Raw genomic sequence first — 15435 nt, 5'->3', positions numbered from 1 at the left:
GATCCGTCATGGCACGGGATCGTAGCCGTGCCCGCCCCATGGATGGCAGCGCAGGATGCGCCGCAAGGCGAGCCAACTGCCCTTGAGCGCTCCATAGCGATGAAGCGCTTCGATTGCATAGGCCGAACAGCTGGGCGCATAGCGGCAGCTGGGCGGCAGGATGCGCGACGGCACGAGCTGCCAGAAGCGCGCGATCAGGATGAGCAGGCGGGCTAGCATGTGAGCCCATCCTCTATTTCGTCATCCTCGCGAAAGCGGGGACCCATCTCCGACATCATCCGCGCGGGCAACGGCCGTGGTGCCTGAGACGCTTGCAGGAGATGGGCCCCCGCTTTCGCGGGGGTGACGAGTCTAGGAATACTCATCGGCTGAGCTTCGCACATGCCTTGGCCAGTTCGGCCTTCAGTTCGGCATAATCGCGCTCGATCCCGCCATTGCGGCCGATCAGCACGTGGTCGGCGCCGGGAATGCCGGCTTGCGGAAGCACTTCGCGGGCAAGCGCACGAAAGCGGCGCTTCATGCGATTGCGCACGACTGCGTTGCCGACCTTCTTGGATACGGTAATGCCGATCCGCATGACCGGATCGGCATCGTCACGCGCACGCACGAGCAGGACGAAGCCGGGCATGGGTGCCCGCTTCCCCGCATTGGCGGCGAGATAATGCTTGCGCTCGGTGAGCCGCGCGAGCGGTACGGCGGTTAGGCCGACAGCTTCTTGCGGCCGCGCGCGCGGCGGGCGCGGATCACGTTGCGGCCACCGACGGTCGCCATCCGGCTGCGGAAGCCGTGCCGGCGCGCACGCACCAGGTTGCTCGGCTGAAAGGTCCGCTTCATCGCTCATCCTCGGTAATCTGGAACGTAAAAGGGCCGCCACAGGGGCGGCCGCGTGTCGGGTGCCCATATCGAGGTGAGTCGCCCAAGTCAACGCGGGTCTGCCGGAAAACCGAGCATCTCGGCCTCTGCCTTCGCGATCGCCGCATCCCTGGCACGTTGCTGGCGCCGACGGAAGCTGCGGCGGCGCAGCGCCATGTCGCTGTAATGGCCGAAGCGCGGCCAGCGCCGTTTGAGTCGGGCGAAGCGTCTGCGCGCCCATTTCGAATTCTGGAGCACGAGCACGAGTCCCGCGGCGAACACGAAGATGCCTCCCGGGCCGGGAATGATTCCCACCAGCGGCGTAGCGACGATCAGCAGGAAGCCGGTCATCAGCAAGGCGATGCGGACGGCGGGACTCTTGCGTGCGCGGGACATGACCGGCGATGTGGGGGTTGTGTGTTGCTCATGCAAGACAGGCACACCCTCGCTCCATTTTGGTGGCGATCCGTTCCACAACGGGGAAAAGCGGTTATTGTCTCCCCTGTCCGGGGGAGAGCCGCATGATCGCGAGCGTATCAACGGTGGCGTATCTGGGGCTGGAAGCGCGCGGCGTGGAGGTACAGTGCAACCTCGTCGCCGGGCTGCCGAGCTTCGTCGTGGTCGGACTGCCCGACAAGGCGGTGGCCGAGAGCCGGGAACGCGTGCGCGCCGCGATCGCCGCGATCGGGCTGGCGCTGCCGCCCAAGCGGATCATCCTCAATCTCTCGCCCGCCGACTTGCCCAAGGAGGGATCGCATTTCGACTTGCCGATCGCGCTGGCGTTGCTCGCGGCGATGGGCGTGGCGGATGCCGAGACGCTGTCGGGCTATGTCGTCGTCGGCGAGCTCGGACTCGATGGACGGATCGCGCCATCGCCGGGGGTGCTGCTCGCTGCGCTGCATGCGTCCGAGGTGGGCAAGGGGTTGGTCTGCCCGGTGGCACAGGGCCCCGAGGCGGCATGGGCCGGATCGATCGAGGTGGTCGCCGCGCCCGATTTGATCGGGCTGCTCAATCACTTCAAGGGCAATCAGTTGCTGCCTGCGGCGCCGGCGGGCGAGATGGACACGCCCGGCTACGGCCCCGATCTCGCGCAAGTGAAGGGCCAGGAGACGGCGAAGCGCGCGCTCGAGATTGCCGCGGCGGGCGGGCACAATCTGCTGATGATCGGTCCGCCCGGCGCGGGAAAATCGCTGCTGGCGTCGTGCCTGCCGGGAATCCTGCCGCCGCTCGATGCCGCCGAGGCGCTCGGCATTATGTAGCAAATGCACCAACGTGTAGATAGCTGTAATCGTTTAAGATGCTATCCTCACCATATGACGGACTACGCAGTGGAAGCGCTCAAACGGAAGCGCGCAGAGATAACGGGCGAGATCGCGCGGCTACAGGCAAGGTTGGTAAGTGCTGACCAAGAGCTGGCGCATCTGGACGCCACGCTCCGCCTGTTCGCCCCTGACTTCGTGGCGGAGGCGGTGCTACCGAAGGTGTTCACCCCGCCCGCCAGTTGGAGCAAGCGGGGCGAGATGAGCCGCGCGGTGCTGTCTATCCTCCGGGTCGCGAAGGGGCCGCTATCGACGCGGGAAATCGCTTCCATGGTCGTCGCCCAGCGCGGCTTAGCTAACGATAGCGGAATACTGAACATCATGACCCGGCGCGTCGCCCACGTCCTGCGCGACAAGCGCGAGAAGGGCCTTGTGCGGTCGCTGGAGGAAACCGGGCTTTGGCTGCAGTGGGAGGTTACTAGGTAAAGCACCGGATCGGGCACTTCACGAACTGACGAGGAATGGGCCCTAAGCCATGTTCCTGTCATGAGACAGATTCACATTCCCCCCGCCGAGCTGATGGAAGCCGAAAGCGAAAGCAGGCTACCACCCGGCGCGGGCATTTTTCTGGCCGTGCTGGCTTCGGCGCTCTTCTGGGTCTTCGTTGCGGCACTCTACTGGGGCGCGTAACCCGAATAGCAAAAAGGCCCGGTCGCTGTGACCGAGCCTTTCCGCAAACTTGCTCTCAAACCTGAGGTAGCATACAGCAGGCAGTTACGCCACTAGACGCTTCTGGCGATCCTTCCTGTCGGCCTCAATCGCCTTCCTGATCGCTGCAGCGCTACGCGCAGAAGCCTCTGCGCAGTCTGTGTTGCCACGCCGGTCTTCCTCCTCGATCCTTTCCGCTGACAACGCCTCAGCAGCCATCACGTATGCGAGCTTATCGGTATCGAGGTGGTCCCGAAGGTTTGTCTTCGGGGGCAGCTTCATATTCGCGCGTATCTGATATGATTTGCCGCCCAACAGGTGGAGGTACACCGCTTCGGTGCAATCCATATAGCCCTTGGCCTGCACTCCGTGCGCTTTGAGCGTGTCCGTGTAGTTACGGCGCCGTGCTCGCGATAGCGCTCGCACGCCTGCCCAGTGGTTCGCCTCTGCGCTGGCACGCTGAAGTATCTCGTCGGCCAGCGTTGCATCGCCAGCGCGGTAACGGAGCCATACCTCGCGGACTTCAACCTCAAGGTCTGGGTTGAGATAGCCAGCATAGGCAGCCGCTAGAATCGGGTGAGCGAACGTACCCTTGTTGCCGCGTCCCGGTTTCGCCCGGATTAGGGCGCCACCCTTCCCGCCGGGTAAAATATCCGAAATTCGGATCTTTTTGGCGAGGGCCCCCAGAAGCGCCTTAGCTGCGGCTCCGGCCCTCCATTTGGCCGGTTTCTGAGCGGGCTTAGCGGCCGCTAATGCCCAAAGATCGTCTAGGCAGATCAGGCCGTTTTCATCTTCTGCGACCGCCTTGCCACGGATCACAAGCTGCTTAGGTTCTTCGGTACTCACGTATAAAGGTTCCTTTATGTGATGCACAAAGGACCTTGACGAACCCGTCAATTTTATGGATGAGGCGATACGCAAACATAGCCGTCCAGTCCCTGTGCTGGGTGGTTCACGAAAAGCCCGCCGTTCTCCCCAGAACCATGGCGGGTTTTTCAATTTTAGGGCGAGTCGCCACACCGGCGCAAGGGCAATGTTCACGGAACGTCTGGAAAACTTCTGTTTCGTGCACAGCTTTGTCAGTTGCCCCGCTGCCAGTACCCGGCCCACTTGCGGGACACCGGCGACGCCATCGCACTCTCTCCAACCAGCATAGCCTGCGAGCCGTTCGACACGCGGCGGTTATCCTCGCGCCACGAAGCCTCCTGCGCATAGGCGTTCAGGTACGGGCCGGCGATGTGGTGATGTGTACCGACTTCCATGCGGCGAAGGCGCGAGAAGTAGCTTTCGGCCTGATTGGTGCAGACGCCCTTGTCCATGAACTGGACGCTGTGATTGACGCGCTTCGTATCCCAGCCGGCGTGGAGTGCGTCCCAGCCGGTGCCTTCGTCGGCGTGGATCGTGGCGAGCGTGGCGACGTGATCGCGCACGAAGGGAACCGCATCGCCCTCAACGCGGACAACAAACGGAAGTGACTTCCCGCCGCGCTCGCGCATGATGACAACGCACTGGCGCTTGCCGGTGCGGTTCTGGACAAGGCGACGGTCCTTGCGCTCTGCCTTGACGTTCTCCTGCTTCACGTAGCCGCCGAAGTACCCGCCATCGATCTCGACAACGCCGTTCAGCGTGCGGTTCTGCTGCTCAAGGCTCATTGCCTCGCGCAGCTTGTGGGAGAGGACGAAGGCGGTCTTGTATTGCACGTCCAGATCGCGGCTGACTTGCAGCGCCGACACGCCCTTGGCGCCATTCACGAAGATGACGATCGCGGCGAGAAGATCCGTGAAAGACAGCTTGCGCGAAGCGAAAATGGTGCCGCTCGTAACGCTGAACTGGTGATGACAGGCAACGCACTTGAAGCGGCGGCGCGACGTGATGTTGTACGTCTCGACGCAACCGCACTTCGGGCAAACCGCCTCGCCATCGTTCTCCGGCCAACGAAGCTGGCAGAACGTCTCATAGGCTTCCTGGTCCGACATGCGGAAAACCTGCTTGAGGCTCAACGTGCGGGCGGTTGCGGAGAGGAGAAAGTGCTGCATGTCATCGTATCCAGTGCTTATGCACTACATATGATGGCATCATGCATCGTTGTCAACGGCAATCGTATCGCATATGATGACGTTTATGGATCATAGGCGAGCGGATATGAACTTGCTTCAAAGGGCGATCTTGGTGGCTGGCGCTGCGTTCCTGCTGCTGGCCTCTTACGCGAACGCGATAGGCGAGTACGGGGTAGGCCCCGCAGACGACGCATGGCTGGCAACTGTGCAGTTCCTTTGCGCCTTGGCGCTGCTGTTCGTTGCCACCAGCAGCAGGAAAAAGGAAGTCGAAGAATGACCCGCGAAAAGGAATGGGAGGATCGCGTAAAGCGGCTCCTGAAGGCAGAGCTTGCCCGCAAGGGCGTCACCTACGCGCAGCTAGTTGGAAAGCTCGCTGACATTGGCGTGATGGACTCCGAGCCGAATATCAGGAACAAGATCAGCCGGGGCAAATTCACAGCGGTGTTCTTACTGCAATGTCTGGAAGCGATAGGGACCAGCGACTTACGTCTGTAGCCATCGCGGGATTTTGCGGGCTAGCCATCGTCGGGGCATGTGCGCTGGTCTTCTTTCTTGGCTCACTACGTGGCGAGCAAAAAGACCGCGCCGACACCGCCTATCGCTATCAGCAGAGCGCTAAAGAGAGCGCGGAGCGCGCCTGTATCGGGACTGATGCGGGCGCTGTTTTTGAATGTGTCGTTGAGAAGGCCGAAACCGCCGCCCAAGCCCAGCACGATCAACGCGATCTTGCCGCCCAGCAGCAGGCCGCGTGGGCCGGCATGCTTAGCTCCGTATGGTCTTTGGGCGCCCTCGTTGCGACGGCTCTCGGCTTGTATTGGATCAAGGGCACGCTGGACGCGACTCGGGTTGGCGCCGAGGCTGCGCAGTCGGCCGTCGAAGAAACTCGCCGGGTCGGCGAGGCGCAGGCCGCCGCGTACCTCAGTATCACTGGTGGCTCGCTCTACTTTACCATGCCGATCCACACTACGTTTGCCGAAATGGATATCATCAATACCGGGGCTTCTCCCGCCTTTAACATTCGAGGAGAGGCGTACGTTGAGCGCCTGAGTTTCGTACCCGGTGATCACCCCCTTTTGCCGCTCAAGCCGACAACCTGGATTTCCCACGCAGGCACGATAAGCGGCGGCATGGTTCCTGCCGGGAGGGATCCCGCCACCGCGAAGGCGGCTTGGGACTCCCTGTCCAACATTGTCCGGGATGTTCGTGAGCAGGGCGATCATTCGATTCGCCTCGCTGGCACGCTTCGTTGGACGGACGTTTTCGGGAAAACTCGGGAACTTGATTTCGAGGCGATCGGCGATCCGGACCATAGCGGTCTCGGCGAGATGGGAGTTAAATTCGCCAACTTCACCGCTTCCGATTATCGGCATGATGTGCCCGCCGACACCTAACCCCATCAGCGCCGCAAAAATTAGAGACACGCTCTAGCTCCTATTTGGAGCGGCGTTATGCGCTTCGTCACCGTCTGCGATACGTTCGCCTGCTTAGGGCAAACCTGTGTCATCGCCTTGGTGCATTTGCTACATAATGCCGGAGGCGCTCGAGGTCTCGATGGTCGCCTCGGTATCGGGAATGCTGTCGGGCGGCCGGCTCACGCGGACGCGGCCGTTCCGCAGCCCGCACCATTCGGCGTCGATGGCGGCGCTTACCGGCGGCGGGCTCAGGGTCAAGCCGGGCGAAGTGAGCCTCGCGCATCTCGGCGTATTGTTCCTCGACGAACTGCCCGAGTTCCAGCGCGCGGTGCTCGATTCGCTGCGCCAGCCGCTCGAGGCGGGGGTGGTGAGCGTGGCACGCGCCAATGCGCATGTGACTTTCCCGGCGCGCGTCCAACTGATCGCGGCGATGAATCCGTGCCGCTGCGGGCATCTCGGCGATCCTGCGCTCGCCTGTTCGCGCGCACCGCGATGCGCCGCGGACTATCAGGCCAAGGTGTCGGGCCCGCTGCTCGACCGCATCGACCTGCACGTCGAGGTGCAGCCGGTGAGCGCCGCGGACCTCGTACTGCCGCCGCCGGCCGAGGGCTCGGCCGAAGTCGGCGCGCGCGTGGCCGCGGCGCGCGCGGTCCAGGCGACGCGCTACTGCGACGTGGCGGCGCGGACCAACGCCGAGGCCGACGGCGAGATACTCACCGAATTCGCCACGCCCGATGAGGCCGGCCGCAAGTTGCTCGCCCAGGCGGCCGAGGCGATGCGGCTCTCGGCCCGCGGCTATACCCGTGTGCTGCGCGTCGCGCGGACGATTGCCGATTTGGCCGGGATGGAAGGAGTGGGGCGCATCCATGTGGCCGAGGCGCTGAGCTATCGACGGCGTTCGCCGACGAACTGAGATTTATAACCTGACGGCTTGCCCAACGCCCAACCTCTCTTTTATGTATGATAAATAAGCTAAGAAGGAGAGGGCTATGCCCGAGACGTCGGATCGGGGAACGCGGGGGCGGTTGCGTCGGGGGTTCGCACATGGGCTGTTCGCCGTTGCGATCATGCTCGCCGTCACGCCCAGCTTCGCCCAAAACGTCCCTCCCGGCGCGCCCGAGATTCCCGCCGTCGATCCCGAACGCGCCTATCTGTTCGCGCACATGACCAAGGAGCGCTACGGCGTGCTCTATTATTCGGTCAGTCTCGATGGCCTCCACTGGCGGCGAGTCAATCGCGGCGATCCGGTGTCGAGCGACTATCACGGCCATGCCTCGATCGCGCATGGCGGGGACGGCCGTTACTATCTGGTCGGCAACCAGAGCGACGAGGATCCGCTGATCCGTTTCTGGGTCTCGGACGATCTGATCCGCTGGGCTCCCTATGCGACCTACCAGCCCGATCTCGCCGATATTCCCGGCCATGCCGGCGCGCTGCAGCGGATCGGCGCACCGAAGCTCCTGTTCGACCCGGCGTCGACATCCTTCCTGCTCACCTGGCACACGCCCAATGTGCCGGGGGCGAAAGAGGATCCCGAACGCTATTGGGCAAGCCAGCGCACGCTCTACGTGACGGGCAAGGATCTCGCGAAACTGCCGGCAAAGCCGAAGCGTCTGTTCGCATGGGACATGGCGACGATCGACACGATCGTGCAGCCCAATCCCGCGGGCGGCTATTGCGCGGTGATCAAGGACGAGCGCTACCCTTCGTATGACTGGATCACCGGCAAGACGATCCGGATCAGCTGCGCGGCGAAGCTGCTCGGCCCCTATCCGCAGCCGGGACCGCCGCTCAGTCCCAATTTCCGCGAGGCGCCGACTCTGGTTCGGGCACCGGTGAGCAACGACTGGCTGCTTTATTACGAGCAATATGCCGGAACGGGCTATGGCCTATCGCGCGCGCGGCGGCTCGAAGGGCCGTGGTATCAGGTATCGGGCAATAGCGGCGTCCCCGAATGGAACCGTTACGAGATGCCGGCCGGCACCCGCCACGGCTCGATGATCGCCATCAGCCGCAAGCAATATGACGCGATCGTCGCGGCGTTCCCGGGAGAGATGAAGTGAAGCGGACCGCAATGTTCCGGCCTGCGCTGGCGCTGGCGCCGCTGGCGATCCTGCTCGGCGGTTCGGCCGACGGGCAGCGCTTCACCAATCCGCTGCTGCCCTCGGGCCCTGATCCGTGGATCACCCGCGAGGGGCAGGATTATTATTACCTCAACACGCTCGGCAACCGGATCGCGATCCGCAGGACGCGCGATCTGGGCAGGCTGGCCGAAGCCGAGGAAGTGACGGTGTGGCGCGCCCCGCCGACGGGCCCCAACGCCCAATCGATCTGGGCGCCCGAGCTGCATCGCATCGAGGGGAAATGGTATCTCTATTACACCGCCGCGGCCGCGGGGCATGACGACGACGCCCATCGCGGCATCTTCGTGCTCGAAAATGCGGGTGAGGATCCGCTGACCGGCGATTGGGTCGATCGCGGCCAACTCAAGACCCGGCACACCGGGATAGACGGCACCACCTTCGTCCACGCCGGCAAACGTTATTTCGTCTATTCGCCTTATGTTGGCCCCGACAGCAATCTCGCCATCGTCGAGATGGCCAATCCGTGGACGCTGAAGGGCCCGGAGAGCATCATCGCGCGGCCCGATCAGACATGGGAACGCCAGGGCGGCCGCCAGATCCTCGAGGGCCCCGAATTCCTGCCCGGGCCCAGCGGCGCGCTGTTCCTCAGCTATTCGGGCAGCGCGTGCTGGTCGGACGATTATGCGATCGGGCTGCTGAGCGCCCCCGCAGGCGCAAACCCGCTCGATCCGACGGCGTGGACCAAGGCGCCGCGCCCGGTGATCGCCAAATCGCCAGCGCACGGCGTCTATGCGCCCGGGCATAACGGCTTCTTCACCACGCCGGGGGGCGAGCACTGGATCGTCTATCACGCCAATCCTGGCCCCGAGATGAAGTGCACCCCGAAACGCGCGCCGCGAATCCGGCGCGTCAGCTTCGGCCGCGACGGACACCCGGTGTTCGGCGAGCCAGCAGGCGACGGCGTGTTGCGTTGATCGAAGCCGACTGGTTGGCCCCGGGCGATCGGCGAATTCGTCCAATATTCATTGACCGGTCCGTGCGGCGAGGGCACGCTTCCTGACCTCCGCGAGACATTTCCTGCGATCACCTGATTCAGGCAGCGCTGGATGGAGTGAGGCCATGAAGAAGAGGGACGTCGGCCCTCCGCCCGTCGTCAACGCACGTTGGCTGCAACGCGCCGCACAGCCCAAGGGCGCCGGCGCTCCGCCCACGGCCATCCCGCCGATCGTGAACGCGCGATGGCTCGCCGGCCCGGTCCAGCCGAAATCGGCGCCGGTTCCGCGGCCTGCCGGCCCGGCGCTACCACTTCCGCATCAGCGCCCGGGCATCGTGCGACCATCGGCGCCGGTCGTGCTTCCCCGTTCCGGCGGTGCGATTCAATTGAAAGAGGATCTGACGGCGCGGAATATCGCCGATGTGCGGAAGCGCGTCGTGGGATCGCATCCGGCGGCCGGTAATCCGGTCGGACCGCGGACGGTTCAGCGCGCAATGGCGGTGGCGCAGGCAGTTCCGCCGTACAACGAGACAAAGGAAGAGTGGGCCAGCGGCGACAATCTCGAAGATCTGCGGGCATGGCGAGGGGAGGACGCGCAAGACTGGCTCGAGACGCAGATCCGGAATTTGACCGAGAGCGAAGGGACGTACGGCAATCAGGAGATTTTCGACGCCTTCATCGCGCGGAACTATGCCGTCGTCGAACTGACCGCGGCGGGCGTCACGTACATCGGCAAGGGGGTCTCCGCCTCGGCTTTGCCGGGCGTGCATGGCGAGCGGCAAGCTTTCCGGGACGCAGTCCAGCAACTTCCCGGTGCCCCCTATGACTGGACGCAGGCCACCGCAGCCAATCTGTGGGCCGTCAAGGGGGCCCGGGTTTCGAGGATCTTGTCCGACCGCGAATTGTGCAAGGGTACGACGAACTGCTGCGCCAATTGGGCAGCGGTCATCTGCGGCGGCAACGGGATAACGACACCAGTCTATTTCGGCGTCTACTATAATCCCGCTGGCAAGAAGGAGCTGTATCAAGGGATCAAGTCGCAATTGATCCATTATCTGAGTGGGCAGGCAAAGGAATATTTCACGGAGGTGACGCGAAAATAGCCGGAGCGATCTGCGACCGGGCGATGGCCGCGCCAGCAGTCCGTGATCAGCGGAAGCGCAGGCAGGCGGAGTTTCACCGGCGCCCGCTGCACTGGCATCGTTTCGAACGGTACGAAATTAACGCGTCCTTTGTGCGTTTCGGTAGAGACATGGTATGTTGCACCGATATCGCCGAATTCGATTCTGCGAGGGATGGGCCATGGCCGTGCGGGTGATCCAGGGATATTTTGTCGGCCGCGGTCCGGTCCGCGATCTCGGCCGCGTTGCACCGTGCGCGAACAGGCCCGCACCGCTTGTCCAGACAAAGGCGGCGCCGACGCGACCCGCGCTCGCATACGCGCCGGCGAGCGCCGTCGCAGGGCACGCGAGCGATGGCAGCTTCGAGATCGATCCGACGCGGCTCGGGCTCGCGCGCAGCGGCGGCGTCGCGCTGCCCGGGGCGCTGCTCGCCAAGATGGAGGGGGCGTTCGGCGCCGATTTCTCGCAAGTGCGCGTGCATGTCGGCCCGCAGGCGGCGCGTATCGGCGCGATCGCCTTTACCACCGGAAACGACATCTATTTCGCGCCGGGGCGCTATCAGCCGGAATCCGTGATCGGGCAGCAATTGCTCGGGCACGAACTTGCCCATGTCGTCCAGCAGCGGCAGGGGCGCGTGCGTGCTTCCTCGCCCGGCGTGTCGATCGTGCAGGATCGTGCGCTGGAAGCCGAGGCCGATCGGCTCGGCGCTCGCGCCGCGGCGCACCGGACGCTCCAGGCCAAGGGACTGCACGGGGGCCAGGTGCGCGTGTCGGAACCTGTCCGCGACCGCGACGGCAGCTATCGGGTCAATGCCGAAGTCGCGGGGCGCAGCGTCGGCTCGTTGCGCGTGCACGTCGGTACGGGGCGCAGCGCGCTGGTGACCGATCTCGGAGTCGATCCCGGGCACCGCAGCCAGGGGATCGGCAAGATGCTGCTCGCCTCGGCGGCGCGCGCGGGGCAGCGCTTCGGCAAATCCTCGGTGACGCTCACTGCCGACGATAATGGCAGCGGCAAGCTCAACCGCTGGTATGGCGGACTCGGCTTCGCGCGCGCGGGCAGCGATGCGCGCGGCCGGCCGCGGTTCGAGGCGCAGGCCGGACAGGTGCTGGCAGGCGCAGCGCAACCGAAGATGGCGGGTCGACCGCTCCGCGTTCAGCCGCAGGCCGCGTCGCATCCCGGCGCGCCCGGACTCGTGGCGCAGCACCCGGTCGTCGTGAAGTCCAAATAGTCGACCGCGCGTCGGAGACTTTTGCTCGCAAATTTAGCTCCCGAACAGGACGGGGAAGGAGGGGCAGCCGCAAACAGCGCCATCCCCGGGGAGCATATTCTTCGCTTTCGGGAAATGACGAGATCTTCGCGGTGCTTGAGGTCCGAAAGATCTTGTCGCCTTCAACATATTGCATGCTATAGAATCGCGTTCCCGCATCGGAGATCAGGCATGCGCGGCCGGGTGATTCAGGGCCTTTTCGTCGGGGGCCAGATGCGGGCGGCGCCGGGGGTGCTCCGGCCTGCCGGCTCGATCCAGCGCGCGCCGGGCCCGCCGTCGAATGCGGCGGCCACCCGGCCGGGGGCGGTGCAGGCGCGGATCGCGCCCGGTCGCCCTGCGCCCGCGCACCAGCCCGCGCGGCCGGCGCAGTTGCACGGCGGCCGCGAGAGCTTCGATGTCGATCCGGCCCGGCTCGGCCTGGCCCGGGGTGGCGGATCGCCGCTGCCTCAGGCGGTGCTCGCCAAGATGGAAGCGGCGTTCGAAGCGGACTTCTCGCAGGTCCGCGTCCACGTTGGGCCACAGGCGTCGCGCATCGGCGCCATCGCCTTCACGACCGGCAACGACATCTATTTCGCGCCGGGACGCTATGTCCCCGAATCGGTGCAGGGACAACAATTGCTCGGACACGAGCTCGCCCATGTCATCCAGCAACGCAACGGCCGGGTGGCCACTTCAGGCAATGGTGTGTCGGTGGTGCAGGATTTCGCGCTCGAGGCCGAAGCCGATCGACTTGGTATGCGCGCCGCAGCCTATCGTTCTGCGCTCCAGGCGAAGCCCGCCACGCCGTTCGTGCCGCGTTCGGCGCAGATGCGCCCCGGCGCGCGGCCCGAGGCGGCCCAACGGAAGCTCGGCCCTCCGCCCGCTGCCTTCGGTCGTTCCGCTGCTCCGGCACGCGGACGGGCGGTGCAGCGGGCCCATAGTAGCAACAACTTCAACTCGCCGTTCCTATATACTGCGCAGTCCCCCGTGCTGCACTCCTATGTTCCGGCGCCCACTGCTCCCTTTGTCACGCCGTTTTACTACCCGAACCTCAATTTCAGCTCTCCGTCGCCTGTGGGATTCGGGCAGGGGGGCGCCACGCCTTCTGTGGTGCACACTTGGTCGCCGCCGCCACAGCAGCCCAAGCCTGTCGTGGTCAGCGTACCGACGCAGACCGTGCCAATCTATTCGGTCCAGAACAGTCAGGTCACGGTCAACCCCTTCTCGTTCGAGGGTAATGTCGTCAACAACTGGCAGTCGAGCAACACCACCGGCTCCGTCGATCTCGATCGTGCGATGCGCAATTTCGGAAAGCCGCAGCAAGGAGTCACCAAAACCTATATGGATCTCGCTGCGCGGATCGGGAAAGGCGGGAAGAACCCCCCGCAGGACGTATATGACGATTTGCTCAAGATGCTGCAGGCCATCGGTCCCTTGAGCTTCGCGAATACGGATCTTGGGAAAATCTGGCAGGGCAATCTCAATTCCTATGGCGGCAGCAAGACGGGGAGCGCGCTTTACAGTGCGATCCGTTCGAAGATGACGGCCTCGATGAAGGATGAAGGCACCGAGGACGACGAGACGCTGAATGATCTCATGCGCCAGGTCACCGGCCGGCCGTTCGAAGTGCATCACATGCTGTACAAGAGCCTGTTCCAGAAATTTGCTGTAGAGATCTGGAATCTGGTGCTGGCCGAGCGAAGCGCCAAGGAATCGCGCGACGGACCTGGCCAGCATGAGCTGTTTCATCTGGTGGCGTCGGGCAACAGCACCAACAAATTCGCGGTGATGCACGACATCTTCGAGCCGGCCTTTCGAAAATACATGGGCAAATGATCGGGCGGGGCTCGTGTCAGTTCAGCTTCATCACCCGCTCTTCGCCGCCATTCCTGTTTCGCCGACACCGCGAAATGTGCCAAGGGGCCGCCGTCTCGACCATAGATAATATCGCAACCATCATCGGGCCGGTTGGCGCGGCGAATATCTGCGTAGATGTTTGCGGATCTGTAACGATTTGTTGGGATTCGACATATCAATCTTCGGCGCCGGCAAAGCAACCGACGATGGTACCTATACCTTCGCTCGAGCTATTGGTTGCGAACCATGACGCGTGGGATATCATGCTCGTCGCGAATGATCGGGTAGCTGTGCAGGAGGGTCGGCCGTGGCAGGTCAGGTGATCCAGGGCTTTTTTCTCGGCGGCAGGATGCCCGTCGCTTGCGCCGTACGACCGGCGGTCGCGCAGCCGGCAGTGGCCGGCATGCCGCGTCCCGGTCCGCCGCGACCAGCCTTCGTGCATGCAAGTGCGACGGTGCAGCAAAGGCCGGCGCCCGGCCGGCCGCTGCAAATGCGCCAGCCCGGGCAAGTTGCGCAACGCTTCGGCGGCAATGAAGGCACCGAGATCGACCCGGTCGCGATAGGCCTGGTTCGCAGCGGCGGCCAGCCTTTGCCCCAGAGGTTGCTGGCAAAAATGGAAGCGGCGTTCGGCGCGGACTTTTCTTCGGTGCGCGTCCATGTCGGTCCGCAGGCTTCTCGAATCGGCGCGATAGCGTTCACCACCGGCAACGACCTTTATTTCGCGCCCGGCCAGTTTCAGCCGGAATCGGTGAAGGGGCAGCAATTGATCGGCCACGAGCTCGCCCATGTCATTCAGCAGCGCCAGGGCCGCGTCCGCGCATCCGGGAATGGCGTTGCCGTGGTGCAGGATCATGCGCTGGAGGCCGAGGCTGACCGGCTCGGCATGCGCGCGGCAATGCAGCCGAGCGCGACGGGGCTCGTGCAACGCAAGATCGATGGTGCTTCACGCGGTGTTTCGCCACGGCCTGGCCGTCCGCCACTTGTTCATGCGGCGAGCGATCGCGCCGCCACCTCGACGCGCGCGTCGATCCAGCGGATGGAAATGGATCTCGAAAATTACGGTGGCGGGCAGTCGCAAAAGATCTTCGGTCTCCCATCCGATTGGGAGAAGAGTATCAAGAAGAAAAGCGCCACCAAGATGGAGAAAATGTTCAGTTCTGGCGAAAATATTTCCGAGGCGCGTGACTATGGGCATCAGCGTGCCAAGCAAATGCTTCGCTGGGTGGCGTCTTTATTATATAAATATTATCCTAATTGTGTCGAAATTCAATGCTATTATCGCCACAACTATATTTACGTTTCATCCAATAAAAATTCCGTCAACAACAAGATGCGGCAAGATTTGGCAGGGGGCATGCGAACGCTACTCAAGACGGCGTTCGAGGCCAGCTATCCTAAGAATATGGACAAGGATTTCCGTAAGCGAATCAAGCATCACGGCAAGAAACTACTGTCGAAGACTCTGAATGATGGACAGGAGGACGTTTGGGACGCCATCCGGAACAATCGGATTATCGTTCCCAATACCCTTTATGATGTTGACCTGCACGCAGAACGCCGCATCCAGGAACATCTCGGTATCAAACTCAACAAGAAGTATTTGGGCGGCGTCAAGCGGGCTTGCACCGTCTGTGCAATCGATCTCGATTTGACCGATCTGTCGGTAGGGCCGTTCTGGCCCTCGAAAGCGGCATTGGGCGGATATGACAAGGACCATATCAAGGAGACGATGGAGGACGAGGAAATCTTCAGCCATGTCACCAAGAGCAAGCGGACTGGCAAGCTGACGACCGACTACGATAGCGACAGTGACTCCGGCACCGACGAGTATCTCTGACACCATGG

16 protein-coding genes and 3 pseudogenes are annotated in these 15435 nt (G+C 63.4%); 13 read left to right on the top strand and 6 right to left on the bottom strand.

Annotated elements, in window-relative coordinates; genetic code table 11:
- Window positions 1-6: 6 nt before the first annotated feature.
- From yidD to Q9Q95_RS16970, 4 genes and pseudogenes are all read right to left on the bottom strand, one after another.
- Entirely contained in the window at window positions 7-219 is a 213-nt protein-coding gene (gene yidD, locus Q9Q95_RS16985) for a membrane protein insertion efficiency factor YidD (protein ID WP_306098336.1), read from the bottom strand.
- 142 nt (window positions 220-361) lie between these two features.
- A pseudogene (gene rnpA, locus Q9Q95_RS16980) lies at window positions 362-673 on the bottom strand (ribonuclease P protein component); the annotation flags it as partial.
- Between the two features lie 26 nt (window positions 674-699).
- Window positions 700-834: a 50S ribosomal protein L34 gene (gene rpmH, locus Q9Q95_RS16975; RefSeq protein WP_029724273.1), complete on the bottom strand. Its 135-nt coding sequence runs from the start codon at window positions 832-834 to the stop codon at window positions 700-702.
- An 87-nt stretch (window positions 835-921) separates the two neighbouring features.
- On the bottom strand, window positions 922-1248 hold the full coding sequence (locus Q9Q95_RS16970; RefSeq protein ID WP_306098335.1) for a hypothetical protein: 327 nt from the start codon (window positions 1246-1248) through the stop codon (window positions 922-924).
- 125 nt (window positions 1249-1373) lie between these two features.
- Here Q9Q95_RS16970 and Q9Q95_RS16965 point away from each other — a divergent pair.
- The 3 genes and pseudogenes from Q9Q95_RS16965 to Q9Q95_RS16955 all read left to right on the top strand — a co-directional run.
- Window positions 1374-2099: pseudogene (locus tag Q9Q95_RS16965) on the top strand (magnesium chelatase domain-containing protein); the annotation flags it as partial.
- Between the two features lie 81 nt (window positions 2100-2180).
- Window positions 2181-2597, top strand: coding sequence for a hypothetical protein (locus Q9Q95_RS16960; RefSeq protein WP_306098334.1), 417 nt, complete (start codon window positions 2181-2183; stop codon window positions 2595-2597).
- 60 nt (window positions 2598-2657) lie between these two features.
- Window positions 2658-2801 (top strand): hypothetical protein, encoded by a 144-nt coding sequence (locus Q9Q95_RS16955; protein WP_306098333.1) that lies wholly within the window; start codon window positions 2658-2660, stop codon window positions 2799-2801.
- A gap of 84 nt (window positions 2802-2885) precedes the next feature.
- Here the strand turns inward: Q9Q95_RS16955 and Q9Q95_RS16950 are convergent, their stop codons facing one another.
- Together Q9Q95_RS16950 and Q9Q95_RS16945 are read right to left on the bottom strand one after the other, a co-directional pair.
- The gene (locus tag Q9Q95_RS16950) at window positions 2886-3665 is read right to left on the bottom strand and encodes a KilA-N domain-containing protein (protein ID WP_306098332.1); all 780 of its coding nucleotides are present in this window, start codon (window positions 3663-3665) and stop codon (window positions 2886-2888) included.
- A gap of 233 nt (window positions 3666-3898) precedes the next feature.
- On the bottom strand, window positions 3899-4855 hold the full coding sequence (locus Q9Q95_RS16945; protein WP_306098331.1) for an IS1595 family transposase: 957 nt from the start codon (window positions 4853-4855) through the stop codon (window positions 3899-3901).
- A gap of 106 nt (window positions 4856-4961) precedes the next feature.
- On the opposite strand from Q9Q95_RS16945, the gene Q9Q95_RS16940 reads away from it, so the two are divergent.
- The 10 genes and pseudogenes from Q9Q95_RS16940 to Q9Q95_RS16895 all read left to right on the top strand — a co-directional run bounded on the left by Q9Q95_RS16940 (window position 4962) and on the right by Q9Q95_RS16895 (window position 15427).
- Complete coding sequence (locus Q9Q95_RS16940; protein ID WP_306098330.1) at window positions 4962-5153, top strand: hypothetical protein; 192 nt, start codon at window positions 4962-4964, stop codon at window positions 5151-5153.
- Entirely contained in the window at window positions 5150-5371 is a 222-nt protein-coding gene (locus Q9Q95_RS16935) for a DUF6471 domain-containing protein (protein WP_306098329.1), read from the top strand. Before Q9Q95_RS16940 ends, Q9Q95_RS16935 begins: the two co-directional genes overlap by 4 nt.
- Complete coding sequence (locus Q9Q95_RS16930) at window positions 5332-6267, top strand: hypothetical protein (protein ID WP_306098328.1); 936 nt, start codon at window positions 5332-5334, stop codon at window positions 6265-6267. Before Q9Q95_RS16935 ends, Q9Q95_RS16930 begins: the two co-directional genes overlap by 40 nt.
- A 142-nt stretch (window positions 6268-6409) precedes the next feature.
- Window positions 6410-7201 (top strand): annotated as a pseudogene (locus Q9Q95_RS16925) (ATP-binding protein); the annotation flags it as partial.
- Window positions 7202-7277: 76 nt separating this feature from the next.
- Window positions 7278-8351, top strand: a complete 1074-nt coding sequence (locus Q9Q95_RS16920; protein ID WP_306098327.1) for a glycosyl hydrolase family 43 — start codon at window positions 7278-7280, stop codon at window positions 8349-8351.
- Window positions 8352-8362: 11 nt separating this feature from the next.
- A complete protein-coding gene (locus Q9Q95_RS16915) occupies window positions 8363-9346 on the top strand; it encodes a family 43 glycosylhydrolase (protein WP_371876801.1) in 984 nt (327 codons plus the stop codon).
- Between the two features lie 145 nt (window positions 9347-9491).
- On the top strand, window positions 9492-10469 hold the full coding sequence (locus Q9Q95_RS16910) for a hypothetical protein (protein WP_306098325.1): 978 nt from the start codon (window positions 9492-9494) through the stop codon (window positions 10467-10469).
- A 199-nt stretch (window positions 10470-10668) separates the two neighbouring features.
- On the top strand, window positions 10669-11715 hold the full coding sequence (locus Q9Q95_RS16905; protein ID WP_306098324.1) for a GNAT family N-acetyltransferase: 1047 nt from the start codon (window positions 10669-10671) through the stop codon (window positions 11713-11715).
- Window positions 11716-12060: 345 nt separating this feature from the next.
- Window positions 12061-13569 (top strand): DUF4157 domain-containing protein, encoded by a 1509-nt coding sequence (locus Q9Q95_RS16900; protein ID WP_306098323.1) that lies wholly within the window; start codon window positions 12061-12063, stop codon window positions 13567-13569.
- Window positions 13570-13897: 328 nt separating this feature from the next.
- Entirely contained in the window at window positions 13898-15427 is a 1530-nt protein-coding gene (locus Q9Q95_RS16895) for a DUF4157 domain-containing protein (protein WP_306098322.1), read from the top strand.
- Window positions 15428-15435 lie beyond the last annotated feature (8 nt).

It is taken from the genome of Sphingomonas sp. DG1-23, assembly GCF_030730875.1.
GTDB lineage: Bacteria > Pseudomonadota > Alphaproteobacteria > Sphingomonadales > Sphingomonadaceae > Sphingomonas.
This window is presented reverse-complemented; position numbering and strand designations above follow the sequence as displayed.